This is a genomic window from Luteolibacter rhizosphaerae (assembly GCF_025950095.1).
GTDB classification, from domain to species: Bacteria; Verrucomicrobiota; Verrucomicrobiia; order Verrucomicrobiales; family Akkermansiaceae; genus Haloferula; species Haloferula rhizosphaerae.
Genome location: NZ_JAPDDR010000002.1, coordinates 451,056 through 473,771 on the forward strand (window position 1 = coordinate 451,056; position 22,716 = coordinate 473,771).

The 22,716-nt window shown below is 57.9% G+C and carries 18 protein-coding genes; 11 read left to right on the forward strand and 7 right to left on the reverse strand.

What is annotated here, in order from left to right; translation table 11 throughout:
* Positions 1-17 precede the first annotated feature (17 nt).
* Both OJ996_RS04955 and OJ996_RS04960 read left to right on the forward strand, forming a co-directional pair.
* The gene (locus OJ996_RS04955) at positions 18-1,079 is read left to right on the forward strand and encodes a glycosyltransferase family 25 protein (RefSeq protein ID WP_264511807.1); all 1,062 of its coding nucleotides are present in this window, start codon (positions 18-20) and stop codon (positions 1,077-1,079) included.
* A gap of 125 nt (positions 1,080-1,204) precedes the next feature.
* Positions 1,205-7,663, forward strand: coding sequence for an RHS repeat-associated core domain-containing protein (locus OJ996_RS04960; protein ID WP_264511809.1), 6,459 nt, complete (start codon positions 1,205-1,207; stop codon positions 7,661-7,663).
* A gap of 325 nt (positions 7,664-7,988) precedes the next feature.
* Here OJ996_RS04960 and OJ996_RS04965 read toward each other — a convergent pair whose 3' ends face one another.
* Positions 7,989-8,402 (reverse strand): hypothetical protein, encoded by a 414-nt coding sequence (locus OJ996_RS04965; protein WP_264511810.1) that lies wholly within the window; start codon positions 8,400-8,402, stop codon positions 7,989-7,991.
* Between the two features lie 480 nt (positions 8,403-8,882).
* Between OJ996_RS04965 and OJ996_RS26510 the strand changes: the two genes are divergently transcribed.
* The 5 genes from OJ996_RS26510 (at position 8,883) to OJ996_RS04985 (ending at position 14,064) form a co-directional block, all read left to right on the forward strand.
* Complete coding sequence (locus OJ996_RS26510; protein WP_425605550.1) at positions 8,883-9,431, forward strand: DUF6431 domain-containing protein; 549 nt, start codon at positions 8,883-8,885, stop codon at positions 9,429-9,431.
* 9 nt (positions 9,432-9,440) lie between these two features.
* On the forward strand, positions 9,441-11,000 hold the full coding sequence (locus OJ996_RS04970; protein WP_264511812.1) for a recombinase family protein: 1,560 nt from the start codon (positions 9,441-9,443) through the stop codon (positions 10,998-11,000).
* Positions 10,997-11,866 (forward strand): ParB/RepB/Spo0J family partition protein, encoded by an 870-nt coding sequence (locus OJ996_RS04975; RefSeq protein WP_264511814.1) that lies wholly within the window; start codon positions 10,997-10,999, stop codon positions 11,864-11,866. Before OJ996_RS04970 ends, OJ996_RS04975 begins: the two co-directional genes overlap by 4 nt.
* Before the next feature lie 12 nt (positions 11,867-11,878).
* Positions 11,879-12,751 (forward strand): plasmid partitioning protein RepB C-terminal domain-containing protein, encoded by an 873-nt coding sequence (locus OJ996_RS04980; protein ID WP_264511816.1) that lies wholly within the window; start codon positions 11,879-11,881, stop codon positions 12,749-12,751.
* A 305-nt stretch (positions 12,752-13,056) separates the two neighbouring features.
* Complete coding sequence (locus tag OJ996_RS04985; protein WP_264511818.1) at positions 13,057-14,064, forward strand: right-handed parallel beta-helix repeat-containing protein; 1,008 nt, start codon at positions 13,057-13,059, stop codon at positions 14,062-14,064.
* 397 nt (positions 14,065-14,461) lie between these two features.
* Here OJ996_RS04985 and OJ996_RS04990 read toward each other — a convergent pair whose 3' ends face one another.
* Positions 14,462-16,327 carry a glycosyl hydrolase family 28-related protein gene (locus tag OJ996_RS04990; protein WP_264511820.1) on the reverse strand — a complete coding sequence of 622 codons (1,866 nt, stop codon included), beginning with the start codon at positions 16,325-16,327 and terminating at the stop codon, positions 14,462-14,464.
* A 32-nt stretch (positions 16,328-16,359) separates the two neighbouring features.
* The gene (locus OJ996_RS04995; protein ID WP_264511822.1) at positions 16,360-17,211 is read right to left on the reverse strand and encodes a GDSL-type esterase/lipase family protein; all 852 of its coding nucleotides are present in this window, start codon (positions 17,209-17,211) and stop codon (positions 16,360-16,362) included.
* Between the two features lie 497 nt (positions 17,212-17,708).
* On the opposite strand from OJ996_RS04995, the gene OJ996_RS26375 reads away from it, so the two are divergent.
* Positions 17,709-18,029 (forward strand): integrase core domain-containing protein, encoded by a 321-nt coding sequence (locus tag OJ996_RS26375; RefSeq protein WP_345783765.1) that lies wholly within the window; start codon positions 17,709-17,711, stop codon positions 18,027-18,029.
* 272 nt (positions 18,030-18,301) lie between these two features.
* On the opposite strand, the gene OJ996_RS05000 is transcribed toward OJ996_RS26375, so the two are convergent.
* Both OJ996_RS05000 and OJ996_RS05005 read right to left on the reverse strand, forming a co-directional pair.
* Positions 18,302-18,595, reverse strand: a complete 294-nt coding sequence (locus OJ996_RS05000) for a hypothetical protein (protein WP_264511824.1) — start codon at positions 18,593-18,595, stop codon at positions 18,302-18,304.
* A 658-nt stretch (positions 18,596-19,253) separates the two neighbouring features.
* Positions 19,254-19,523: a hypothetical protein gene (locus OJ996_RS05005; protein ID WP_264511827.1), complete on the reverse strand. Its 270-nt coding sequence runs from the start codon at positions 19,521-19,523 to the stop codon at positions 19,254-19,256.
* A gap of 47 nt (positions 19,524-19,570) precedes the next feature.
* Between OJ996_RS05005 and OJ996_RS05010 the strand changes: the two genes are divergently transcribed.
* Positions 19,571-19,966 carry a cytochrome C oxidase subunit IV family protein gene (locus tag OJ996_RS05010; protein WP_264511829.1) on the forward strand — a complete coding sequence of 132 codons (396 nt, stop codon included), beginning with the start codon at positions 19,571-19,573 and terminating at the stop codon, positions 19,964-19,966.
* 257 nt (positions 19,967-20,223) lie between these two features.
* Positions 20,224-20,496 carry a hypothetical protein gene (locus tag OJ996_RS05015; protein WP_264511831.1) on the forward strand — a complete coding sequence of 91 codons (273 nt, stop codon included), beginning with the start codon at positions 20,224-20,226 and terminating at the stop codon, positions 20,494-20,496.
* A 59-nt stretch (positions 20,497-20,555) separates the two neighbouring features.
* Here OJ996_RS05015 and OJ996_RS05020 read toward each other — a convergent pair whose 3' ends face one another.
* Positions 20,556-21,464: a hypothetical protein gene (locus OJ996_RS05020; protein WP_264511833.1), complete on the reverse strand. Its 909-nt coding sequence runs from the start codon at positions 21,462-21,464 to the stop codon at positions 20,556-20,558.
* Between the two features lie 174 nt (positions 21,465-21,638).
* Positions 21,639-21,998 (reverse strand): hypothetical protein, encoded by a 360-nt coding sequence (locus OJ996_RS05025; protein ID WP_264511835.1) that lies wholly within the window; start codon positions 21,996-21,998, stop codon positions 21,639-21,641.
* 294 nt (positions 21,999-22,292) lie between these two features.
* Between OJ996_RS05025 and OJ996_RS05030 the strand changes: the two genes are divergently transcribed.
* Entirely contained in the window at positions 22,293-22,643 is a 351-nt protein-coding gene (locus tag OJ996_RS05030; protein WP_264511837.1) for a hypothetical protein, read from the forward strand.
* Positions 22,644-22,716: the final 73 nt, after the last annotated feature.

Genomic DNA, 22,716 nt, shown 5'->3' on the forward strand with positions numbered 1-22,716 from the left:
TGATCATCCGGCACCCGATGAAGCTCACAGATTTCTTCGAGAAGATTTTCGTCATCAATCTCCCGTATAAGGCGGAGAGGAGAGACCGTCTCACAAAGCATTTGGCCGTCGCTGGTCTGGCGAGCCCGGAAGACATCACTTGGGTAAGGGCCATTTCGGGCGACATGTGCCCGCCGCCCGACTATTTCAAAGCAGGGGGAGGCGCATGGGGATGTCTCCAATCCCACCTCCGCATCGTCCAGGATGCGACGATGGATGGTCTCGGGAACTACCTCGTGTTGGAGGACGACGTGATCTTCCACGACCAATCGGGGGAGCATCTGCAACGCTTCATGAGCGAAGTGCCTGCTGACTGGGATCAGATTTACTTGGGCGGGCAACATCTCCGTGATCCCGAACCGGTGGAAGGTTCGCCCTTCGTGTTCAGGGGCATAAATGTGAACCGGACCCACGCATTTGCACTGAGCAACAAAGCGTTCCGGCTTTTCCAACAGCATGTCATGCACGCGCCCGACTACATGGCGCGGGCCCCCTGGCATATCGATCATCAGTTGGGGATCGCGCACGAGCGCGGGGATTGGAACGTCTATGCCCCTGCATGGTGGATAGCGGGGCAGGAGGAAGGGACGAGCAATATCTCGGGCAAGAACAACCCCCGCTATTGGTGGAATTTCGGTGGCTACGGCATGGGGCTGCCCTTCGTGTTCGTCGAGCCGGCGGAACTGGAGGTGGTTGGGACCGGGGAACTCCGGCGCTACCTCCACTTCGGCAATCATCTGAAGGACAACACGCTGGAGGATGTCGGCCTGGATGCCTGCGTCGGCTCTCCGGGCAGTCTTCAAACATGGCTGAAGATGATTGCGAAGGAGGCGATCGGTTATTGGAAGCTTCCCGCCATCAGCCATCCGGCGATCCCGATTTCGGAGGTGGCGGGCAACTGGGGGACGAGGGTGATGACACTCGGGGAAGCCGATCTAGGCGCCCTGTGCGCTTATCCTGCAAACGGTTTGTTCGCCCATCCGCTGAATTCCAAGGTCGAGTGCTTCGGGAATCTCGTCAGGAGTACGTCGGCGGCATGAGTTCCGGATCACCCAATCCGGGTTGGGATTTTTCTTAATGGCATAACTTTCGTGATTTGATCAACGAATCTTCTTGATGCGGTGGAGATGAGTTGTTCGGCTGGTAGGGATTCCCTTCCTTTTTCATGAGTTACCAGATTCTCTCGGCGGATCGCACCTTACCCATCGTGGGTCAGGGTCACAACGGAACCGGGCAGGCTTACCAAGTGTCGGAAAGGTATGATCCCTACGGCAGGCTCAACTGGGTGAAGTCGCCCAGGGGTTTCATCACCTATTACGCCTACGACATGGCGACCGGTGCCTTGATTCAGAAGATCGAGGACGTCAACACGGCCTCGCTGGATCTTCCTCCCGGCTTGCCCGACGGTTGGACGACGCCTGATAATGGAGGGCTCAATCTGATAACCGATTATCACAACGACCGGTTCGGAAGGGTTTTGAAGGAGTTTGGTCCGGAGCATCAGGTGCAGCTCAATGGCGACGATGAGACGAAGACAATACGTCAGGTGGAGTTCACCGTGTATTTGGATCAGATCCGCGAGGTCCGGCGGGCAAAAGGCTATGCGACGGGTTCCGAAGGAAGCTACGTCTACAAGACCGTGGGTGCCGCAACCATCACGCGAACGGTGATCGGAGCGGCCGGTGTGGTGCGCGAGACCTTGGAGGCGGTGCGGGCCGATAACAACGGTCCCTTGTCGGGGACAGAGGATTTCACCGTGAGGACGAGATGGAAAAAGTGGTCGTTTACCACAAGCGATCAATGGGGAAAAGTGATTCAGGGACGTGTCTATCACCACATACCGCCGACGGGGACGGGGGAACGGGGCGCGGATTTCGAGTTGGTCGAGTATGGCTACGACGAGATGGACCGGTTGGTCCGTCTGAAGGACGAGACCTGCACGATCACCCGCACGGTGTATGATACCAGGGGTCTGGTTGTTTCGACCTGGGTCGGCACCGACGACACGGGTGCTACCGCCACCGATCCGCATCCGGCGGTGGATCCGCCGACGTCCAACAACATGGTGCTGGTCACCGAGAATATTTACGACGGGGGCGAATCCGGAGGGAACGGGTATTTGACGAAGATCGTGCGCAAGGTGAACGATGACGTGGCTCAGGACCGCATCGAAGACCGCAGCTACGACTATCGTGGCAGGCTCAAGGAGGTTAGCTCCAACGACGGGACGCAGGACATTTCCACCGTCTACGGCTACGACAATCTGGGACGCGTGGTTGAGGTCCTGCGCTACAAAGGGCCGGTTGAAGACGAACATTATCTGGGGCGGTCGCTGACCCGCTACGACGAAGAAGGCCGGGTCTTCCGCCGCGAAACGTATGGGGCGGATGACGATACCGGGGATCTCACGGAACATCCCCTCATCAGCAACACCTGGTACGATGCCTCCGGAAACGTGATCAAGGAGAAGGGACCCAACACCCGCGCGGCGGTGAAGTATGTCTATGACGGCATCGAAAGGAACCGCGCCCGATACGTTGTCCTCGAAGGCGAACATTCGGGAAGCGGGAGCGGCGGAAGCGGGGGCAGCGGCGGTGGCGGCGGAGATGACAGCTCCTCGGGAGGCGACTCCGGGGACTTCGGCTTTTCTTCCGACTCCGAAGACAGCGAGTCCTCCGGTTCCTCGGGCTCGAAAGGCTCGAGTTCGGGATCTAATAACTCAGACGGGTCCGGAGGATCGGACGGTTCGGGAGGCTCCGGCAGTTCAGGTGGTTCCAGCGGTTCCGATGGTTCGGGAAGCTCGGGTGGCTCCGGAGGTTCAGGGGGCTCCGACGGTTCAGGCGGCTCAGGTGGGTCCGGAGGATCGGGAGGCTCCGAAGGGTCGAGCGGCTCGGGTTCCTCGGGCGGATCAGATGGCTCCGGCGGTTCCGATGGATCGGGAGGGTCTTCCGGCTCGAACTGGAGTAGCGGTTCCGGCAATTCGTCGGGAACCGATCCGGTTGCTTCGCTTTGCTGTTGCAACCAGAATTCGGGTGGATCTTTTACCGAGAATGACGCGGGTACCGGTCAGCAAACCTGCCCAGATTCGGCATCTTCCAGCGAAGTTTCCTCAAATCCCGTGCGCTATGCCACGGGGGAGCTCCTCTATTCGGTGGCGGATCTCGATTGGAAAGGCTTCGGCTTCCGCTGGGGGCAAACCCGCAGCTACTCGAACCGGCTCTCCGGTGACGGCAGCGGCCTGAACGGCTACCGCTGGCTGTCGCGCCAGATGTCCTATGTGACCACCGGGCAAGGTCCGTCGAACAATCTGGTGGCAGTGGTGGGAGGCGCGAACTCGACGCTTTGGGTCAATCCCGCAACCGCATCGCATAGGAGCATGTTCGGCAGCCAGCAGCTGTTCATTCCCAAACCGGCCGAAAACCAATATCAAGTCTTCGAGCCCGACGGCAGCCAGAAACTCTATCACGATTATGACGCCGAGAATGCGAATCTGCGCGGTAAGCTCAAAGCGGTGGTGAACCGCTATGGGAACGTCATGGAACTCGGCTATCATCCCGACGGGCGGCTCGGGCAGGCGGTATGGGCAGTAGAGGGGCGAAGCGGTAGCTTCAACTACGACTATTACACCTCGGGTGCGGGGAAGACCGGGCGGCTCTGGAAGATCGAGCAGATGATCGATTCGCTCAGCCTGCGCCAGGTGGTCTACGACTATCATCCGACCGGGGACTTGAAGGACGCGGTAATCGAAGACCGGATCGGCGGTGCATGGGTGGAAATCCGCAGGACGCTTTACCGTTATTGGACCGGAGCGGAAGCGGAAGGCTTTGCCCACGGTCTCAAGCTGGTGGTAGGTCCGGATGGCTGCCGGAGGATGCAGGCTGCCGGGGTGAGCTTCTCGGCCAGCGACGAGGAGTTGTTGCCCTATAGCGACTTCTATTACGAATACGACAGCGACAGACGGGTCGTGCTGGAGAAAGTGCGGGGCGGAAGCAAGACGATCGCCTACGAATACCTTTCCTCGGCCGTGAAACCCGGGCTTCACGAGATCAATATCTGGGCCACGCGCACGACGGAAACCCGCCCCGACGGGAACAAGTACGTGGTCTACAGCAATTCGGGCGGCAAGGCGATCCTCACGATCCTCAAGAAGATCGTGGGCGGAGTGGCGACCGGTGACAACTGGTATAGCTACCGGGAGTACGACACCAGTTACCGGACAACCCGGATCGCCACCTCGGCCGCGGTGGAATCGGTGAGCGAACCGGCCGATGCCAACGGCACCCTGACCGTGGAACTCAAGGATGGCGAGGGCTTGGTCGAGACCTTCGAGTATGTGGCGGAGACCGAGCCGGTGGCCCCGGGCTACATCAAGAACAAGGCCGCCCAACCGGGCGCGGACGATACACGGTCGGTTACCCAGGTATCGTACGCTTACGGCGAGCATCGCGGCGGGGGAGGGGCTGGTGCGCCCGGAGTTTTCCCCTTGGTTTCAACCAACTGGCACACCGGAAACGGCGGGGAGTCGGTGACAAGCAACAGCTACGGGTTCTACGAAGGGGGGACGGTAGGACCGACGCCGCCTTCCGGCGGGTGGGCTCCCGCCGCCAATGACATCAGCAAGGACAAGGTGTTCCTGCAGGAGACTTGGCAGTATGACCAGGCTAGCAACCTTATCCTCACCACCCGCAACGAGCGCTTCCACGATACCTCGGGGGAGGGGGCGCTTTACGGCCCGAATGCTCCCGTCGGCAAGCCGAAGGGACGTCGTGCCTACATCGCCTACTGGCCCGATGCGATCGGGCGGAACCGTGTGACGGCGGACTATGGGACCTACGGGGGAGCCGATCTGGTACGTGTTACGGACGAGATTGCTCCGACCCCGTCCGACACGGTGTTGGTCTCTTTCAGCAAGTTCGGGGATGATGGGGATGCCAACGGCTCGGTGGATCCGATGGGAATTGAAACCCGTTGGAAATCCGACGCGATGGGGCGGCGCATCGAACTGATCGAGAACTATGCCGCCACGGGCAGCGGTGATGACCTCAACCGGACCACGCTTTTTGCCTATCATTCGAGTTCCGCGCTCAAGCGCCTTACCATCGTCAACGGGGCGAGCGACCAGGTAACCGAGTGGAATTACGGCGTGACGGTCCCGGGCGGCTCCGGCGTTGCCAGCAACAGGCTGCTGCGCGAGAAGGTGATGCCGGATTCCGGTGTCTATGCCTACCGCTACAACCGGCTAGGTCAGGCCATCCGCTATCAGGACCCGAACGAGACTGTCCACGAGTATACCTATGACAAGTTCGGGCGGCTGACCGACGACAGGGTGACGGCAACCGGCAGTGGCATCGACACCGCCATCCGCCGGATCGGACAGAGCTACACGGCGAAGGGGTTTCTTCGCAAGGCGACGAGCTACGTGGGAACTTCCCCCACCGTATCGAATCAGGTCGAGTTCAAATACAATCCCTTCGGACAAGTGACGGAGGACCGGCAATCGCATTCCGGGTCGGCGAATTCCGCCAGTCCCAAGGTGGAGTATGGATACAATGTCAACGAAGCTCCCTTGGGGAACGACATCAGCCCCCGTTGGGTGAGGTATCCGGGAGGCACCAAGCTTGAATTCAAATACGGAGCCATCCTCAGCGACAACCACTTGCTCGGAAGGATCGAAGCCCTCCGAATCGAAGGCGAAAGCGCCGATCTGGCGGTCTACGATTACTGCGGGCTGGACCGCTTCGTGCGGACGCGCTATGTGCAACCCGGAGTGGAACTCACCTACATCAACGCCGGCGGCGGCAACGGCGGTGACGCGGGAGACCCCTACGGCGGCTGGGACCGCTTCGGGCGCACTCAGAACATGCGTTGGCTCAAGGGATCGACGACCTTGGAACAGGTGCTCTACGGCTACAATCGGGGCAGTAACCGGACCTGGCGCGAGAACCCGGTGGCGTCTTCGGGAGAAGACGAGTTCTACCACTACGACGGCCTCTACCAGCTTACCAGGAGGGAACGGGGCGATCTCAACATCAACCTCACCGCGATCGGCGGGACGCCGAAGCGCCAGGAAGCTTTCGACTACGACCCGATCGGAAACTGGGAGGGGTATGATGTCTGGCAGGACGGGATCCAGAAACTCGACCAAACGCGGACCCATAATACCTCGAACATCCTGACCCAGATCAACGGCTCGAACACGTTGCTGGCGCACGATGCCGCGGGCAACATGACGAAATGTCCGCCGCCCGAGGACGGGTCGTGGTCCCAGGCCAACGTGCTGCGCTGGGACGCGTGGAACCGCTTGGTGCGCGTGAGTACGACCGGCGGCGCGGTGATCGCGCAATACGCCTATGACGGCCTCGCTCGCCGGACGACCAAAACGGTGGCCGGGAAGGTGACTCACTACTACTACAACCGTCAGTGGCGACCGGTGGAGGAACGGGAGGGAGGCTCGATCATGCCCTCCTGCCTCTACGACTGGGGAATCCGCTATAGGGATGACCTGGTGAGGCGGAACAAGGCTGCTCCCACGCCGGGTAGCGGGAGCAGCGGATCTTCATCGGAATCGTCGGGTGGATCTAAATCGTCGGGCTCCGATGCATCGGCCTCGTCATCGAGCGGGAGCGACAGTTCGTCTTCCGCCGACTCGTCGTCCTCCACGAGCGGTCCGGAAGTGAATTATGCGCTCCACGACTACTACAACGTTACGGCGATCACTGACGCGGGTGGCGCGGTGGTGGAACGGTACGGCTACAGCGGTTTCGGCGACGTGCGCTTCATGACTTGGAGCTTCGTGGATCGGGCCGAGAGCGCCCATTCTTGGGATCTGCTTTTCAAGGCCCAATTCCGCGATGCCGAGACTGGCTACTACAACTACGGCTACCGCTATTTCGTGCCGCTTCTTGGGAGGTGGATAAATAGAGATCCTCTCGGAAATAGAGGGGGTTTAAATCTTTACGCGTTTGTGGGGAATAATGCGGTAAACCAAGGAGAATATTTGGGCCTTCTTCAAGTTGAGGGGGGGGCTACGCTCGGAGCTCAGCTTTTTATTCCGATCGTGGCCCTTGGAATAGGAGTCGATGTCTCTATTTCAAAATCTATAGTTTGCCAATTCCCTGCGACGCTTAGAATATGTATTTCCGTTACTTTGGCTGTTGCTGCAGGACTGGGAGGGGGGGCAGGCGCAGCAGGGGGGATTATGGGCGGTGTATCGATGAACGATACGCTGGAAGGCCCATCAACAGCGACAGGGGCGCTGGCGACTGTGAGTCCGGGCGTTATTCCTGTTTCTGGAAGCGTGGGCGGATCGATCGATGATGCGAATCCCAATTTTTATTTTAATCACGCCAAAGGCGGAATAGGGGAGGCAGCGTTTATTGGGCTGGATAAAGTTTTTGCCGGGAAATCCTGCTATTCTGCGAGTTGCTTTTTTTCGGGAGACCTAGGGCTTTCGGAAGACAAAAAGGCACTGGAGCAAGCGCTCAAGCAAGCGATGGACGAACTTATGAAGCAAGCGGAGGAGATTAAGGAAGGATTTATAAATGCCCAGCGCAACGGTCCTCTTAACGGACCTCAGTATTCTCCGCCCCCTTCTATTCCGGTAGAGTACGAAATTATCGAATGAGGCGCTCTGTTATGTTATCCGGACATCATTCGTTTGCAAGTTTGTTCAGATCCGCGATCTTCTTTGGTCTTGCCTTAGCTTCTTGGGAAGTGATGGTTGTGTTTACACCTGGCTTTGAGACGGTTTCGCCTCTGCTTCTGATTCTTATTGTGACCGTTTTCGTTGGTCCTTGCTTTCGGACTGACTCAGTGCCATCTATAGTTAAATTCTTAGCGATGGCCATCGCCGCCATTGGGGGAATTGTGATTGGTGCTATTATAATTAAGAAATTTCATGCCACACAAACGGCAGGATCACGACTTCCTATTGGTAGTTGCGCCTCCATTCAATAGTCTTGTGTTGTCGAATCGAGCGTTTTGTAGTCTTCGATTATTTTCTTGATGTTAAGCGCGCGGTTAGGCCCTATTTTTAGGGAGTAATCGTCCTCTCCAAGGATGTCGCCGTCATTAATCTCCAGCTTTGACGCGCCTTGAAGGAAACCTTTGAGGGCTTCCTTTTTAATTGATTTCTCTCTTATTTGAGCCGATGTTTCAGCTGCTGCGAGTCTTTTTTCTAGGTTTTGGAAAAATAGGACGCGAGATTTTACTTTATAGTAGGACATGATGGTAGAGCCCAATAGCGCGATGATAACAAGGAGGTGAACAGTTCGGCGAAGTGGAACGCAGCTAATTGAGGGCGCAATAAGAGCGATAAGTCCGGCCGCTAGCATGACAATGGTTGGAAGAATGGTGCTAAACATGATCTTGGTGGTGGAATGCGGTAAATAGGGGATGATAGTGTTGATGTCTGACTTCAGTCGAATGCAGGGTGAATAAAACTTATGGAAGAGAGTAGACGGTCGGTGGGCAGTAGGTCAAGGTGTTACGGGCCGCACTGACATCGACTCGGTTTGCCGAATTGACATCGTGTGATTTTCGCAGGATGGCCGAACTGACATCGTACTTTGCGGCCTGAGCGATCGTAGCGGGGTGCACGTGCTACGACAGCCGAAGCCCATCTCCCGGCGTCTCCCGCCCGCTAGGCCCTCCGATAATCGTCCGGCCCGGCGAGGGAAGAAGGAGGGCCCTACTAAACGGAGGACGTGCTTCCTTCTCTGGTAACTCGACTTGGGGGATAGGAACTGCAATACCTTGATTCGAAATCACTCGGGTTCATGCAGGTTCTGGTGCCGTTCAGCGGAGATCCGGAAGAATACCACTCCTCCTCAGCGGAACGGCGGATGGCTTCTCCTCCCGTTTGCCCCAACTGCGGAAGCAGTCGCCGCCTGAGGTTCCACGGATACTACGCACGATATGTGTCCGGGAAGTCGGACGGAGCACCGTTGCTATTGCTCATCCGTCGTCTCCGGTGCCGAGACTGCTTGCTGACCACCAGCCTGCTCCCCGGTTTCTGCCTCACCTACCGGTTTGTGCGCGGTGAGTCGGTTGCGAGGTTTCTTCGCGGGGAGGGCATAGACGCGTGCGACCTCCGATGGCAGCCGCTCTTGTCGAGCTGCCGGAAGAAATACGAATGGTGGTTTCCGCAGCTTGCCGCCCCGGTCGGCAAAACCTTTGGGCTCCAACTTGGAGGTCTATCTGCGAAGGCTGGCTGGCATGTGATTGAGGACAGGTTCGGTCCCATCGAACACGCGACCGGCAGGATTCTAGGATCCTGCGGAATTACGCTTTTGGGCCGCTACCGCTGCCATCAATGCGGACTTCCGTCGAGCCGTCCCGGGCATGACCACACAAATCTTCTATTTTCTTCAGGAACTGATCCACCTACTTGATATGAAGCCATGAATAGGGCGGCAGACCCCTCAACGACCGGCACCCGGAACCGGCGAGCTGCCGTTTATGTCCGCATGTCCACTGAACATCAGCAGTACTCCACGAGTAACCAGATGGACGTGATTCGGGAGTTTGCGTGTCTGCGCAGCATGGAGATTGTGGAGGAATACTCCGACGAGGGGAAAAGCGGTCTCAACATCGCGGGACGTGACGCCTTGGCGCGAATGATCGATGACGTCCGGTCAGGAGCAGCCAGGTTTGATTGTATCCTCGTCTACGACGTGAGCCGCTGGGGTAGATTCCAGGACGCCGACGAAAGCGCCTACTACGAGTTCATTTGTCGCCAGGCAGGGATCGAAGTCCACTATTGCGCCGAGCAGTTCGAGAACGATGGCAGTCCCATTTCGACGATCGTAAAGGGCGTGAAGCGGGCCATGGCTGGGGAATACAGCCGCGAGCTATCGGCTAAAGTTTTCCAGGGAGCGTGCCGGTTGATCCGGCTTGGCTACAAGCAGGGCGGAACGGCGGGCTATGGGCTGAGGCGCATGCTCGTCGACCAATCAGGAAACCAGAAGGGCGAGCTGGCGCTTGGAGAGCACAAGTCAATCCAGACTGACAGGGTCATCTTGGTGCCGGGTCCCGATCACGAAGTAGCCGATGTCCGGTGGATGTTCATGGCGTTCGTGGAGGAGGGTCGGACGGAAGCCGAGATCGCCGCTATTCTCAACGCCCGCGGTGTAAAGACCGACTTCGGGCGCGCGTGGACGCTCGGTACCGTCCACCAGGTCCTGACCAACGAGAAATACATCGGTAACAACGTTTACCACCGGACTTCTTTCAAGCTGAAGCGGAAGCATGTGAAGAACGAGAAGGCGGATTGGATCCGGGCGGAAGGTGCCTGGCCGCCGATTGTGTTTCCCGAGCTGTTTCAGAAGGCGCAAGGAATCGTGTTAGAACGGAGCAAGAGATTCTCCAATGACGAGATGCTGGCCAAGCTCAAGGAGCTTCTGGAACTCCACGGCCGACTGTCTGGAATCCTCATTGATGAACGTGACGATCTACCCTCAAGCGCCGCTTTCCGTCATCGCTTCGGGAGTCTGGTGAGCGCCTATTCGCTGATCGGTTACACCCCGGCTACCGACTACAGCTTCATCGAGGAGAATCGGATGATCCGGCGGATGCACCCGGAGATTGTCGCGTCCGTCGAGAAGCAGCTGCGCGAGATCGGATCTTGGGTCGAGACTGAGCCCCAGACCGAGCTGATGCTGGTCAACGGCGAGTTCCTGGTCTCCGTCGTCATCTGCCGGCACACGACTACCCAGCGTGGATCTTCCCGTTGGGCGATCCGCTTTGACACGGGATTGCGCCCGGATCTGACGATTGCGGTCCGCCTGCAACCGGGGAATCGGGAGATCCGCGATTACTATCTCCTGCCGTCGCTGGACATGACCTGGGATCGTTTGCGGATGGCCGAAGCCAACGGAGTGGAACTGGACGGTTACCAGTTCGACGATCTCGGCTTCTTTTTCCGGATGGCCCGAAGAACCCGAATCCAAGACCTGCAATGAGCCAGAAAATCGAACTCGTGGAGATAGCGGAGATCCGCGTCGCCAACCCGCGTGTACGCGACAAGCGAAAATTCGCCAAGGTGGTGGAGAGCATTCGAAACGTCGGTCTGAAGAAGCCGATACAAGTCTCCCCTCGCGTGGTTGCCCCAGGGGAGCCCTCGGGTTTCGATCTCGTATGCGGACAGGGACGGATGGAAGCTTTCCAGGCCCTCGGATTTACCGAGATTCCCGCGATCGTCGTGGAAGTCTCCCGGGAAGAGGGAATGCTAATGAGTCTGATCGAGAACATGGCACGTCGGAATGCGTCTCCCGTGGAACTTGCCGACGAGATCAGCAGGCTCAAAAAACTCGGTTACTCCAACGTCGCGATCGGAAAGAAGCTCGATATCTCCGACACTGCGGTAGGGCAGTTGCTAAAGCTAGGAAAGGCCGGAGAGGGCCGTCTCATCTACGAAGTGATGAAGGGCAATGTCCCGTTGTCGGTGGCGATTGAGATCGCGAGAGTCGAAAACCCGGACCAACAACGCGAGTTCCTTGAGGCCTATCAAAAGGAGAACCTCAACCAAGCCGCTATACGAACCATTCGCCGGGTGGTCCTTCAGAGGGACGTATTTGGCAGGGAACTCGGGACTACGGTCAAAGGGCCGCGGTGCACCAGCGCGGAAGGACTCGTAAACACTCTCAAGAAGGAGGGCCAGCGACAGAAGCTCCTGATCAAGAAAACCAAGGTTTGCGAATCACGGATGGTTTTCACGGTCGAAGCGATGCGGAGGCTGTTTGCCGACGAGGATTTCGTGACGCTACTCCGCGCCGAGAAGGTCGAGACCGTGCCGCAGGAGCTTTCCGAAATGATGGGCGAAACCTGAAGAAGTCATGCCATGAAACCACTGATTTCGTTCGAGCTGTCCAGGATTAAGGTGCCTCTGGACCGGATTCTGCCAATTCGGGTGATCACTGATCCCCAGAAGAAGATCAGGCGCTACAAGGAAATCGTGTCCACGATCCGGGTCGCCGGTCTCATTGAGCCGCTCATGGTGTATCCCGAGAAGGGCGGATCCGGGAATTACGTGCTGACGGACGGCCATCTCCGGTTGCTGGCCTGCAAGGAACTGGGGATGAAGGAGGTTGATTGTATCGTGGCACTGGACGATGAAAGCTACATTTACAACGCCAAGGTCAACCGTTTGGCCCCAATCCAAGAACGACGGATGATCCTCAAGGTGCTGGAAAGCGGCGTTTCGATCGAACGCATCGCGGAGGCATTCAACGAGGACGTGAGGCAGATGAGAGCCCGGATCAACGTGACGAAGGGACTCTGCTCCGAGGTGGTCGAAATGTTGAAGGACAAGCAGATGAGCCCTCATGCGTTGAAATTGCTTCGTCAGGCGGTTCCATCGCGGCAGATCGAAATGGTGGAGCTGATGGTCGCGGCCAACAACTACACGAAGATCTACGTCGAGGCGCTTCTAATCGGAACTCCCAAAAGCAAGCTTGCGTCACCCCGTCCGAAGGCGGGACGGAAAATCAAGCCGGAGGACATGGCGAAAATGGAAATGGAGATGGAGTCCCTCGGCAAGGAGTACAAGGCATGCGAGGATGTATTCGCGAAAAAGATGCTGCTGCTTACTGTCTTTCGTCGTTACGTCGTGAGATTGATGGAGAACGAGAAGATCAACCGCTTCATCAAATCCCGCCACTCTGGGATTCACGCCGAACTTGAGGCGATCGTCGCGAGCGAAACGGTGTGCTGATTGACGGTCGTTACGCCGCGCTCGGCGTTAAAGGTTCCCTTGCGCGGAGGCAGGGAGCAGAGGCTTACCCTAGCCTTCTTTGTTCCCATATTCTAACGGCGACTGCGATGCCGCCAGCCAGGCTCTTTGGAGGGGACGAAGGATGTGCAGTTTCGAGTAAGCGTGGTGTGAAGCACCATGTGCTTGCCTTGCAAGGCCCACAACAGTTTTTGTGGGTGCTACCTGGGGGAGGTCGCACATTGGTGTCTTACTGAGAAGATGGAGATGGACAGCTCTGCACCCGTTCGATGAGCTTAGGAGCAGTAATGAAGCTCGCGAATTTCACGATAGCCTGCTCGATTGTCGTCATCTCACTCGGCTCACTCTCTGGAGCAGAACGAAGGGTGACGGGAGTAAAAGGCTTGGAGGAAGCATGCCAGAACGCCGCGCCTGGTGATGAGATCATCCTGGCAAAAGGGGTTTACACGATTTCCGAAAAGTCGAGAATCCTCATCGCAGGTCGTCCCGGCCCCGTTACCGTCCGGGGTGCTTCCGCCAAGTCCGGAGACGTTGTGGTCGAGGGCCTGGGGCAGGACAATGAGGCGGTTCAAGTGGTATTTGAGCTGACCGATTCGCCGAAATGGACTTTCCGTGATCTTACAACGCGAAACTCCTTCTATCATGGTTTCAAATTGAACGGCTCATCGACAGATTGCATTCTTAGGAATGTTGTCATGCGGGATCATGGCGAATCAGGAGTGAAGGGAACCAGCGATCCATCAGCGAAAACTTACCCTGACCGCCTCCTTGTAGAAGGCTGCGATATCGGCTTCACACGTCCTAGTGGCGGGACTCGCAGTGTCGTGGAGGGAATTGACGGGGTGGCCGTTGCAGGTTGGACGGTTCGCGGAAGCCGCTTTCTAAACGTGCAAAAGTCGGGCGGGGCGGCCTACGGAGTCTTCACTAAGGGAAATTCGATCGACACGGTAATCGAGAACAATCGATTCGAGAACTGCTTCATCGGAGCATCCTTCGGGGGCGGAGGAACGGGAGCCGCCTACTTCAGGGATGGCGACCAGACGCTAGAGCACCGCGGCGGTTCCATTCGGAACAATATCTTCCAGAGCACCAGCGATGCAGCGATTTATCTTAATAAAGCCAATGGCGGCACCATCGCAGGAAACAAGATGGTGGCTTGCGCCATGAACATTCAATTGCGGTATCCCGAGACAAAGGCCTACATCAAAGAAGGAAATGCTACCGACAATTCGGAAGAGCCCCTGGTCCGCCTGCGAGACGGAGCAAGCGTATTTAAAGACGTCCCGGAGAAGTGATGAATCACATCCAACGGATTAAAAGCGGAGCGGCTAATCCAAATGGGCTGGCCTACGTCTTGGAGGCGAGGCAAACCTGAAAGCATTCCCCCTAGCCAAATCACGCCTTCTTGCTGGATTCGGAGGCACCCATCAAAGTTGATTTCAGCGCGAAATTCACAAAGGCGCATGGAGGACCAAGCCGAGTTGGTTCATCGTCGCGACCCGGTGTAACATCATTGCTCCCAAGCTGCTGCACAAGAAGGCCAAACGCATCGGTGCAGAGGTGGTGGAAGTCGAAGCCAGCCAAGCCATCCATCACTAAGGCGAAGGATTGGCCGGGCTCATGGAGAAAGCAGCGGCCAACTCCGTGAAGGCGTTCGGATAACGCCGGCTGATCCCATCCAGCGGAACCTCATTACTTGAATCCGCTGAAGAGTGGCCATGCGATCCAGCCTCCTTCAGCGTGCTTGTCGAGTAGGCGAGTTTCATTTCCTCTTCGCTCCCGCACCTTGTTAAGCGCGGTGTGCTGGTCGAACGCAATCTCGCGCATTCCTGCTACGCTAAACGAGGCGTCTTCGACCACGAAGCTAGGGCGCGGATCCATTTCGTCGGTGGTGCCGCCGTAGTTGAACAATCCCAGGATCTCGGTGCGTCCGCCTTGGGTGGTGGCGAAGCGGACACCGCGGCCCTCGTGCTTGATGCCCAGGCACCAGAGGTCAGCGCCGTCGTTGCGAACGAGCCCTGTATCACTGGCACCTTCGGGATTAAGCTGGCGTGCCCAGCACTTCTGCCCCGCCTTTTTGAGATGCAGATGGGCAGGGCAGTCTGTGGTGAAAATGTCGCCGCCGCCGTCGCCGACGATGGTCACACCGCAGCTTTCCACCAGGAGAGTGTTGGAAGCCGATGCATTCATGATCGTGACCGGCGGGCCACCAAAGGAATCAAGGTTCTGGAACTTCACCCTCGGGACCGAGTCATCATCCACGAAGAAGGCTCCGTCTTTATCCCCCAGGATGCGAGCCCACCCGAGACCGGTGACCAGACGGACCGGCTTGGGCACCCGGACCGGCTTGGACAGGGTAAACCAGTTCGGGTCCCCGCCGCCGCAGCCGCGGAAATAAATCACCGTCTTTCCTTCCGCCGCAGCGCGATCCATTGCCTTCTGGATCGCGTCGCTGTCGTCGATCCCGTCACCGGCGACCGCGCCGCAATCATCAGCACACAGCCACTTTCCAGGATCGTGTTCCCAAGGCACCACCGGCTCGCGTTTCACGGGAAGTCCGAGTGAGCGGAGCGGCGTCGCATCAAACAACTTGCGACCCGGAGCTGAAACAAACTCGTCGATCTCTTTGCCCTCGATGGTCCCGGCAGGAGAGTCGCCGGCCAGCAACTGGCGATAGCCGTCGCTCGTAATGTCCCGCGCGTAAAGAACTCCTCGGTTGGCGATCGCGGGACCCGCGCTACCTGTTGCGCGAAAGGTGCCCCCTTGCAAGGCGACAACCCCGCACCAATGCGCCCAGTCATTTGGCATCTGGATGTCGATGGCCAGCGGCGTGTTATCCACCTTGAGGTCCTCGATTGCGACTACGTTCGCGGACACGACTACCCCGACCTTACGCGCATTGCGGATGGTGACCCGCGACAAAGTTTGGCCCCAGATCCACTGGCTCAGCACGCCGGTCTCGAACCCATCGATCTCCACGTCCTGCACGAGATTTGGGCCGCTTTGATCGAGGAAGCCAGCGTTCACGCCAATCTTGCCCCGTCCCCTCAGCCTCACGTCCTTGAGGCACCCACTGTTGGTCGCGTAGTAACGAATCCCATCCACTGTAGGATTGTTCCCCACGTCGATGGTGAAATGGCGCAGGTTGCGCATGAACCAGTCAGCGGAGGTCGGACCTTTCTCATTCGGATGGGTGCGCAGGACGGACGTCACGCCCTTCACGCCGCCATCCAGCTTAAGAACCACACCGTCACGGGACTCGCCGTACAGCCACGGCCCTAGCGGGCTCTTGACCACCAGCGAGCGGGTGAGCCGGTAGGTTCCATCGGGCACAAACAGCGCGTTGCTTTTTCCGCGGTGGGCGGGGTCCATGCCGCAACTCGCATCAATCGCCCGCTGCAGCGCGTCGGTGTCGTCCGTCTTCCCGTCACCCTTCGCGCCGAAATGCCGCTTTGCATCAATCACCGCAGGGTCATCCGGAAAACGCATGCCATCCGCGGCGGCCGCGGAGGCCGCGATGAAGTATGCCAGCTTGATAATGCAGGTGAAATGTTTCATGGGCCAAGGGGGCGAGGCTGGACGGTTCTGACTCATTTCTTATCCGTTTCGGGCTCGGGGGCAAGCCAGTCTCCCAACATGGGCTCCATCGCCGCGGCCCACGCTTCGTAAGCCGGCTTTTTCAGGTGAAGGCGGTCACTATCGTAGAAGCCTTCGCGACGTTTTCCGTCGGGCTGAAGCAAATCCTTGCTGAAGTCGAGGAATCGCACGGTCTTGCCATCATCTAGGCCCGCAATACCGGCGTTTACGGTCCTGATGTAATACCGGATGGAATCCGACTCGTCAAAAATGGGGAGGAGCCCGCAGAGCAAGATCTTCGCAGATGGCATCTTTTCGCGCAGGCGGGCGACAAAGGTGCGGATGCCCCTTGACGTGTCATCAGCGGAATAGCCCGGCCATACGTTGTTGATTCCTATCATCAGCACCACAACTTTGGGCTGGAGACCGTCGAAGCCTCCATTCGCCAGACGCCACAGCAGTTGTGGCGTGCCGTCGCCACCAACGCCGAAGTTGGCAGCATTCCGCGGCGCGTAGTGTCCAGAAATTCGATTGCGGCGTAAGCGTCTAATGATCAGGCTAAATTCGAAGCGCTGGTTTCCCTGTTTCAGGCTGTGCAAGGGGAGGTTTTCTGCGAGGCTTCCGTGATGGGAATCGGAACTCTCATGCTGGTTTCGCTTGCAGGCTGGATCAACCGGCACCAGCAGGACGTCATCAATTATCTTCAGGAGGAGGTCCGAGTTCTCAGGGAGTTGCGGTGCAAGAAGCGCCTGCGGTTCAGCGACGATCAAAGGAGGCGGTTGGCCCTGAAGGCGAAGCGCCTTGGGTTGAGCCGGCTCAAGGAGATTGCCGCAATCGTTTCTCCCGAGACCCTGCTGGCTTGGCATCGGAAGCTGATTGCGAGGAAGTATGACTCTAGCGCTTCTCCTCGGCGTGTAGGCCGTCCTCCGACGGCTGAGGATTTACAAGCCTTGGTCCTGAGGATGGCGGAAGAAAATCGGGGCTGAACTATAGCCGGATCCAAGGGGCTCTGGCCAACCTCGGTCACGACATCGCCCGCGGAACCGTTGCGGGCATTCTGAAGAGAGCAGGGATTGAGCCAGCACCGGAACGAGGAAAGGGGACGACCTGGGCAGAATTCCTTCGCGCCCATTGGGAGGTGCTGGGTGCGGCTGACTTCTTCACCGTGGAGCTTTAGGCCTGGGGACGTCTTACCCGCTACCATGTATTCTTCGTGATTCGTCTGGCAACCCGGCGGGTCCAAATCTTTGGGATCATTCCGGAGCCCAATGGAAGGTGGATTAGGCAGATCAGCGGGAATCTAACAGATTTCCACGAGGGGTTCTTGCGGGAATGCAGGTTCCTCATTCATGACCGGGCGACCGTGTTCACCAAGGAGTTCGCATCAATCCTGAAAGGCGCAGGTGTCGAGTCTATCCGCCTTCCCGCGCGGTCTCCAAATCTGAATGCATTTGCTGAAAGGTTCGTCCGGTCGATCAGAGCCGAGTACCTCGACCATCTGATTCTCGTGGGAGAACGGTCGCTCCGGCGGGCGGTTGACGAGTTCTGCGCCCATTACCATGAAGATCGGAATCACCAAGGGCTGGAATCGAGGCGGATTTCTCCGTCAGTGAAGTGGGGAGAATTGAAGTGTCGAAAACGCTTGGGAGGATTGCTCCGGTATTACCACAGGGAGGCCGCATGAAGAGCGGAGATCGAGTTTCTGGACACTACGGGGATATTTACTCGGCCGAAAGCGATTGCCCCTTTCCAGATTGATTGTGCTCCGTCCCCAGGTGCTCGAACTATGCCGACTGCAGGGTGATCGCACTTTGAACGAGTAAGCGGGGCTTATTTTAGGGATGCTAAGTTATGCGCGCTCCTTTTGCACATGATGATCCGTAATTTTGCCATTCGAACCCGCCATTTTCTTTAAAAAGGTCAGGCTCTACGATGTGTAAAAAGATCTATCAGATTCTAGACGTCCGCTTCTGCGACGCCGCCGGGCGCTCTGTCGATGATCCACTCCACGTCGGAGCGTTCAGGGGCTCTCTGCATCAGCAGCAGGGCGTCCTCAGGCAGAGCGATGATTCGTTGCGGTGAATCGATGGAACGTGTGCCGTTCTCTTGTCTGATTTCGATTGTCACCCAGATTTTCCGCGGTTGGTCGCCCTCCGCTTCCCCGATTACCATCAATCGGCCTCTACCTGCCACGCTGGCGGCACCGCTCGAGGCCTCGATCGCATACTCGATGGATTTCCCATCGAACATGTCCCGAAGCTCGTCATAGCGAGGAAGGTCACAAAGAAAAGCGAGAGGATCAGGCATCCTTTAAGATAGTCCTTGCGTTTGGCCGCCGTCAACCTTTGGTCCGCCGACGCATTTCACACGGGGTAATTACTGTGCGCGCCCCTGGGTCCGACCACGGATTCAACAATCGCAGGCGAGTGATCAAGGGCAGTGAGCGGACTCAGCGATAGTAATCGGAAAGCGACCGCCTGTGGTCCGCGTCCATGCAATAGATCAAATGGCATGCTGCCTGCGAGTGCTCTCTTCCTCTCCGTCCAAGCAATCGACTTCTTATGCAAGCAGCACTCGCCTTTCTGTTCCTCCTTTCGCTCGCGGGCTGTGATGACCCGCCCCCGCTTCGCGCTGATAGCCCCTACCGTCAGCCGTCGGCAAACGGCAAGCAGCCCCCGCTCGATCAGCCCATCCCCCAAGGCGCGCAGGCAACAGGGGATATCAAGACCAGGAGCGGTGACGGTATCGTGGGCGGGCAGCGGTCAACCTCGGGCGACCATCTCGGGGCTGGAGACAATGCCGGCGGCAATCCGCATGATGCACCATCGGCAGGAGGGACCGGGCCACATACAGATCCAAAGTAGGGAGCCTTCTCGAATACGCGATTTGCCTAACTCAATCGGCTTGCTCAGCTAACTACAACCGCTACGTCAACCACCGCCCTCAGCTCACCGTCTAGCGAGGAGGCTGAAATGACGAGGTGCCCCTCCCACATCTCGGAAGGCCGTCGCGTGTCGAATTCCGCGGCGGTCTTCTGCGGCTTCATGGAATGTAACAGCTTCGGATAGCCAGTGCCCTCTGCATCCTTGTTTGCGTTGATGCAATCGCTGGCATCGCTGGAGAACGCAGGGAGGCTCGCCAGAGCCGGGAACGGGAACTGCGCAGCGATATGCCTCATCTATGGAATCCGAAACTTCCTTCGACCCTTCCGCTATCCGCCGATCGATGCGACTGTATCTACTCGTCGGCCTTGTTCTTTTCTGTGGGACGCTGGCCACGGTCGCTGTTGCCACCATTCCTGCGCTGGATTTCGGCCGCCACGGATTCGACACCGCGGACTTGGTGCTTGGGCTGCTGATCGCCACCTTCAAAGCGTCACTCGTGGCGTTGGTGTTCATGCACCTGAACCATGAGCGGAAGTTGATCTATTTTTTCGCAGTCCTCGCCTCGGTCCATTGCGTCGGATTGGTGGCGTTCACTCTGCTCGCCGAGGCCGACACCATTCGGGATCCGAACTTCTTCCACGGCACTCGCGGCAACGATCCCGGAGGGATCTCGATCTCTCGAGGCCCGTTTCCGCAGACAAATACGACCAAGGGGCCCGGGACGTTCGGACCCTGAGTAGCGATGCAGACCGAGGCGATGGAGGATCAAGGGCCGGAGCCTCGAAGGGGTGGCGGGGGAGCTCGAAAAGCCCTAAGCCCGGAGGGTGAAGGGCGACCGTTTTCTCACGACGGCCGCCCTTCGGTTGGTTCAACTCTCCCCAGAGCGAACGCCGTGATAGTGGCCTAGAGCCGCGGGTTGTCCACCGCATACCCCGGCGCTACCCCAACTTGACGCCGCGTTGTTTCAACGTAGCAATCCGGGCGTTCACTCCCATGAACCCAAGGCACTACTTCAAGGTCGGCATCCGCGATGATTTCGCGCTCGATATGGTAGTCGAGCTTCGCCCTTCAGCGTACAACGGCCAGGCCCCGCCAAATGAGTCCGAACGGATCGCCCGCGATATGCTGGTGAACTTCATGCGCGACGAGTGGGACTGGAACGGGGAGGACAAGGAGGTCAGGCCGGTCGAGGTCCCCATCGAGGTGCCCAAGCCGCTCAACGCCTACCACATGGCCCACGGGGCGCTGTGGTGTTCTCGCTTCTAGCTTTAGAGGTAAGCTACTGGGTGCCGGAGGAGTGGCTGGAGGAGGCGTGAGGGTAAAATTTACTCGTCAGAGTCCTCAACGATTCCGTGGATTTTCATCACACGGTAGATCTTGGGGACTCCCTGTTTTGTCTCTACGTTCACATCGACGATGTAGCTCACTTTGCTGGGGTTGCCCTCCTGTCCCTTAACCATCCGGCTGTCCATTTCAGACATCCAGAAAATTGGAAGATCCCGCTTCCAAATCGATTCGATCACACCTCGATCCGGGCTATTTTTCCCCGCCTGCTGGTGCTTGTCAAAATTCAGCTGAGGGAGATAAAGTAAAACTTTATGGTGATGCGCTGCCGCCCTTTCGTCATGCTCAGCAATGAAGGCAGACGCCCCATCATAGGCGTCTTGAAGGGCTTCAGGGCTGAACTCGATTCTCTCTTCGATTGTGCGTGTGTGCCCATCCTCCACTAGCCTGCGATCAATGGCGATCGAACCGTTACCGGCAGCTTTAATCACTTTAACCATGTCCTTGGCCTCCATCAGAGACGGTGGAGATGCATGCTCCACTGGCGGCGTTCCCGACCCACCTCTCGCAGCAAAGGCTCGAACCAATTCTTTGAAGCGACGCTGAAATCCATCGATGATCAGCGTGTAATCCATCATCTGGATTAGCTGGAGAGCATTGCCGGCATAGGCCGCCATCTCAGCATCGATGCATTTCGTTTCGATCCTGGTTATGTAGAGGCGAAATTCAGCTTCTTGAAGATCCTTCGCGTTGGTGATTTTCTCCACTTCTCTGCGGTAGAGCGCCGAGACACCTTTGAAAGCATCTGCTAGTTCGTCGGCAGAGATCGGCTGGTCTGTGGTGAAATTAATCCCCATGCGCTCGTTGCTGTAGTCGCGCGTATCACATGATGGGAGGGAGATGTCATGGCGGGGCTTGAGTAATTCTTGCATCATCAAATCAGGATGCATTGATGTGGTCAAGTATGCCGATTACCATCCCTCCACGGCGAACCCGTCCTAACCCGTCCCTTTTCCTCCCGCCGCAGCGCCTCCTTGACCCCTCTCCTACCCTGCAGCCGCGGGCCGGGGTAAACCTCGCAGTGTGTGGTACGTCTCGAGGTGAGCTCCCCCGGTCCGCACTCTTCAAATGAACTCGGATAGATCAGAGTCCTCCAACAGACTCCGGCGGTAGGCGGGGCACATGGAAGCCGCGGTCACCAAGGCGAGCACCGCACCATCTAGATCGTCGTCCGCAGCCCTCCGCGTTGCCAGAAGATGCAGAAACCGTGCAGCGTCGTGGCGGTCCCGTGCCGACCCTTCCCCCAGCATTACGGCGATGTGGAAGCCCATGGACCACTGGTGTAGGTGCTCGCAGCAATTCATACGGAGGCGAAGCGCTTTGAACCCGTTGCCTCGAGCATGAGGAAGGGATTCGAGGATGTCCCAAGCATCCTCCCACATCGATAGATCCACAAATCCTTCAGCCTCGGTGATAGTCGTCATGGGAGACGGGCACCAACGCGGGAGTTCCGGCGATCGCAACGGGAATCACCTAGGCGGGGCGCTTAGACGCCCGGCGTTGCTTCTGAGACGGCGAGGTCCATGTTAACTGCGCGGACCGGGGGCCTTAGGGCGAGTGGTTTCATTCTAGGGGTCATATCCCCCGGTTCGCTCTCTTTCTTGAGATCAGGTGGAACACTTTGTGCGAGTGCCTGCCGTTACGAGCGGTTCACTCAAAGGGTCCCATGCTCTCTCTTCGCTGCCATGGATAGCTCAACCTTCGACGAAGCCGAAGGCTTGATCGAGATCGGTCTTTTCGAAGATGCGCTGGCGCTTCTCGATGAAATGGACCTGGAAATTCAGAAGCACCCCCGCGGGCTGAGAATTCTAATGTTTTGCGCCCTCGCCCAAGGCTCCTTCCGTTCAGCCGAGAAGGTCGCCCTCTACCTCACGAAGAGCGGATCGGAAGAGAAAGCTTCGGCGGCCGTCGTGCTTCATCGTCTGGCAGGAATCAAAGCCAAGCTCGGCGATCACCGAAGCTGCAGCTTCTTGGCACGTGCGGCCGTCGAGGCCGATCCACAACAACTGGAACGAATGCAGGACGACCCAGACATCCCGAACTCATGCCTCCCTTCATCGTCACGTTGAGGTGATCTCATAGTTTGCCCAGCCGTCGGCATATGCACTCGCTCCGCGCAGTCTGCACAGCCTAAAGACTTCA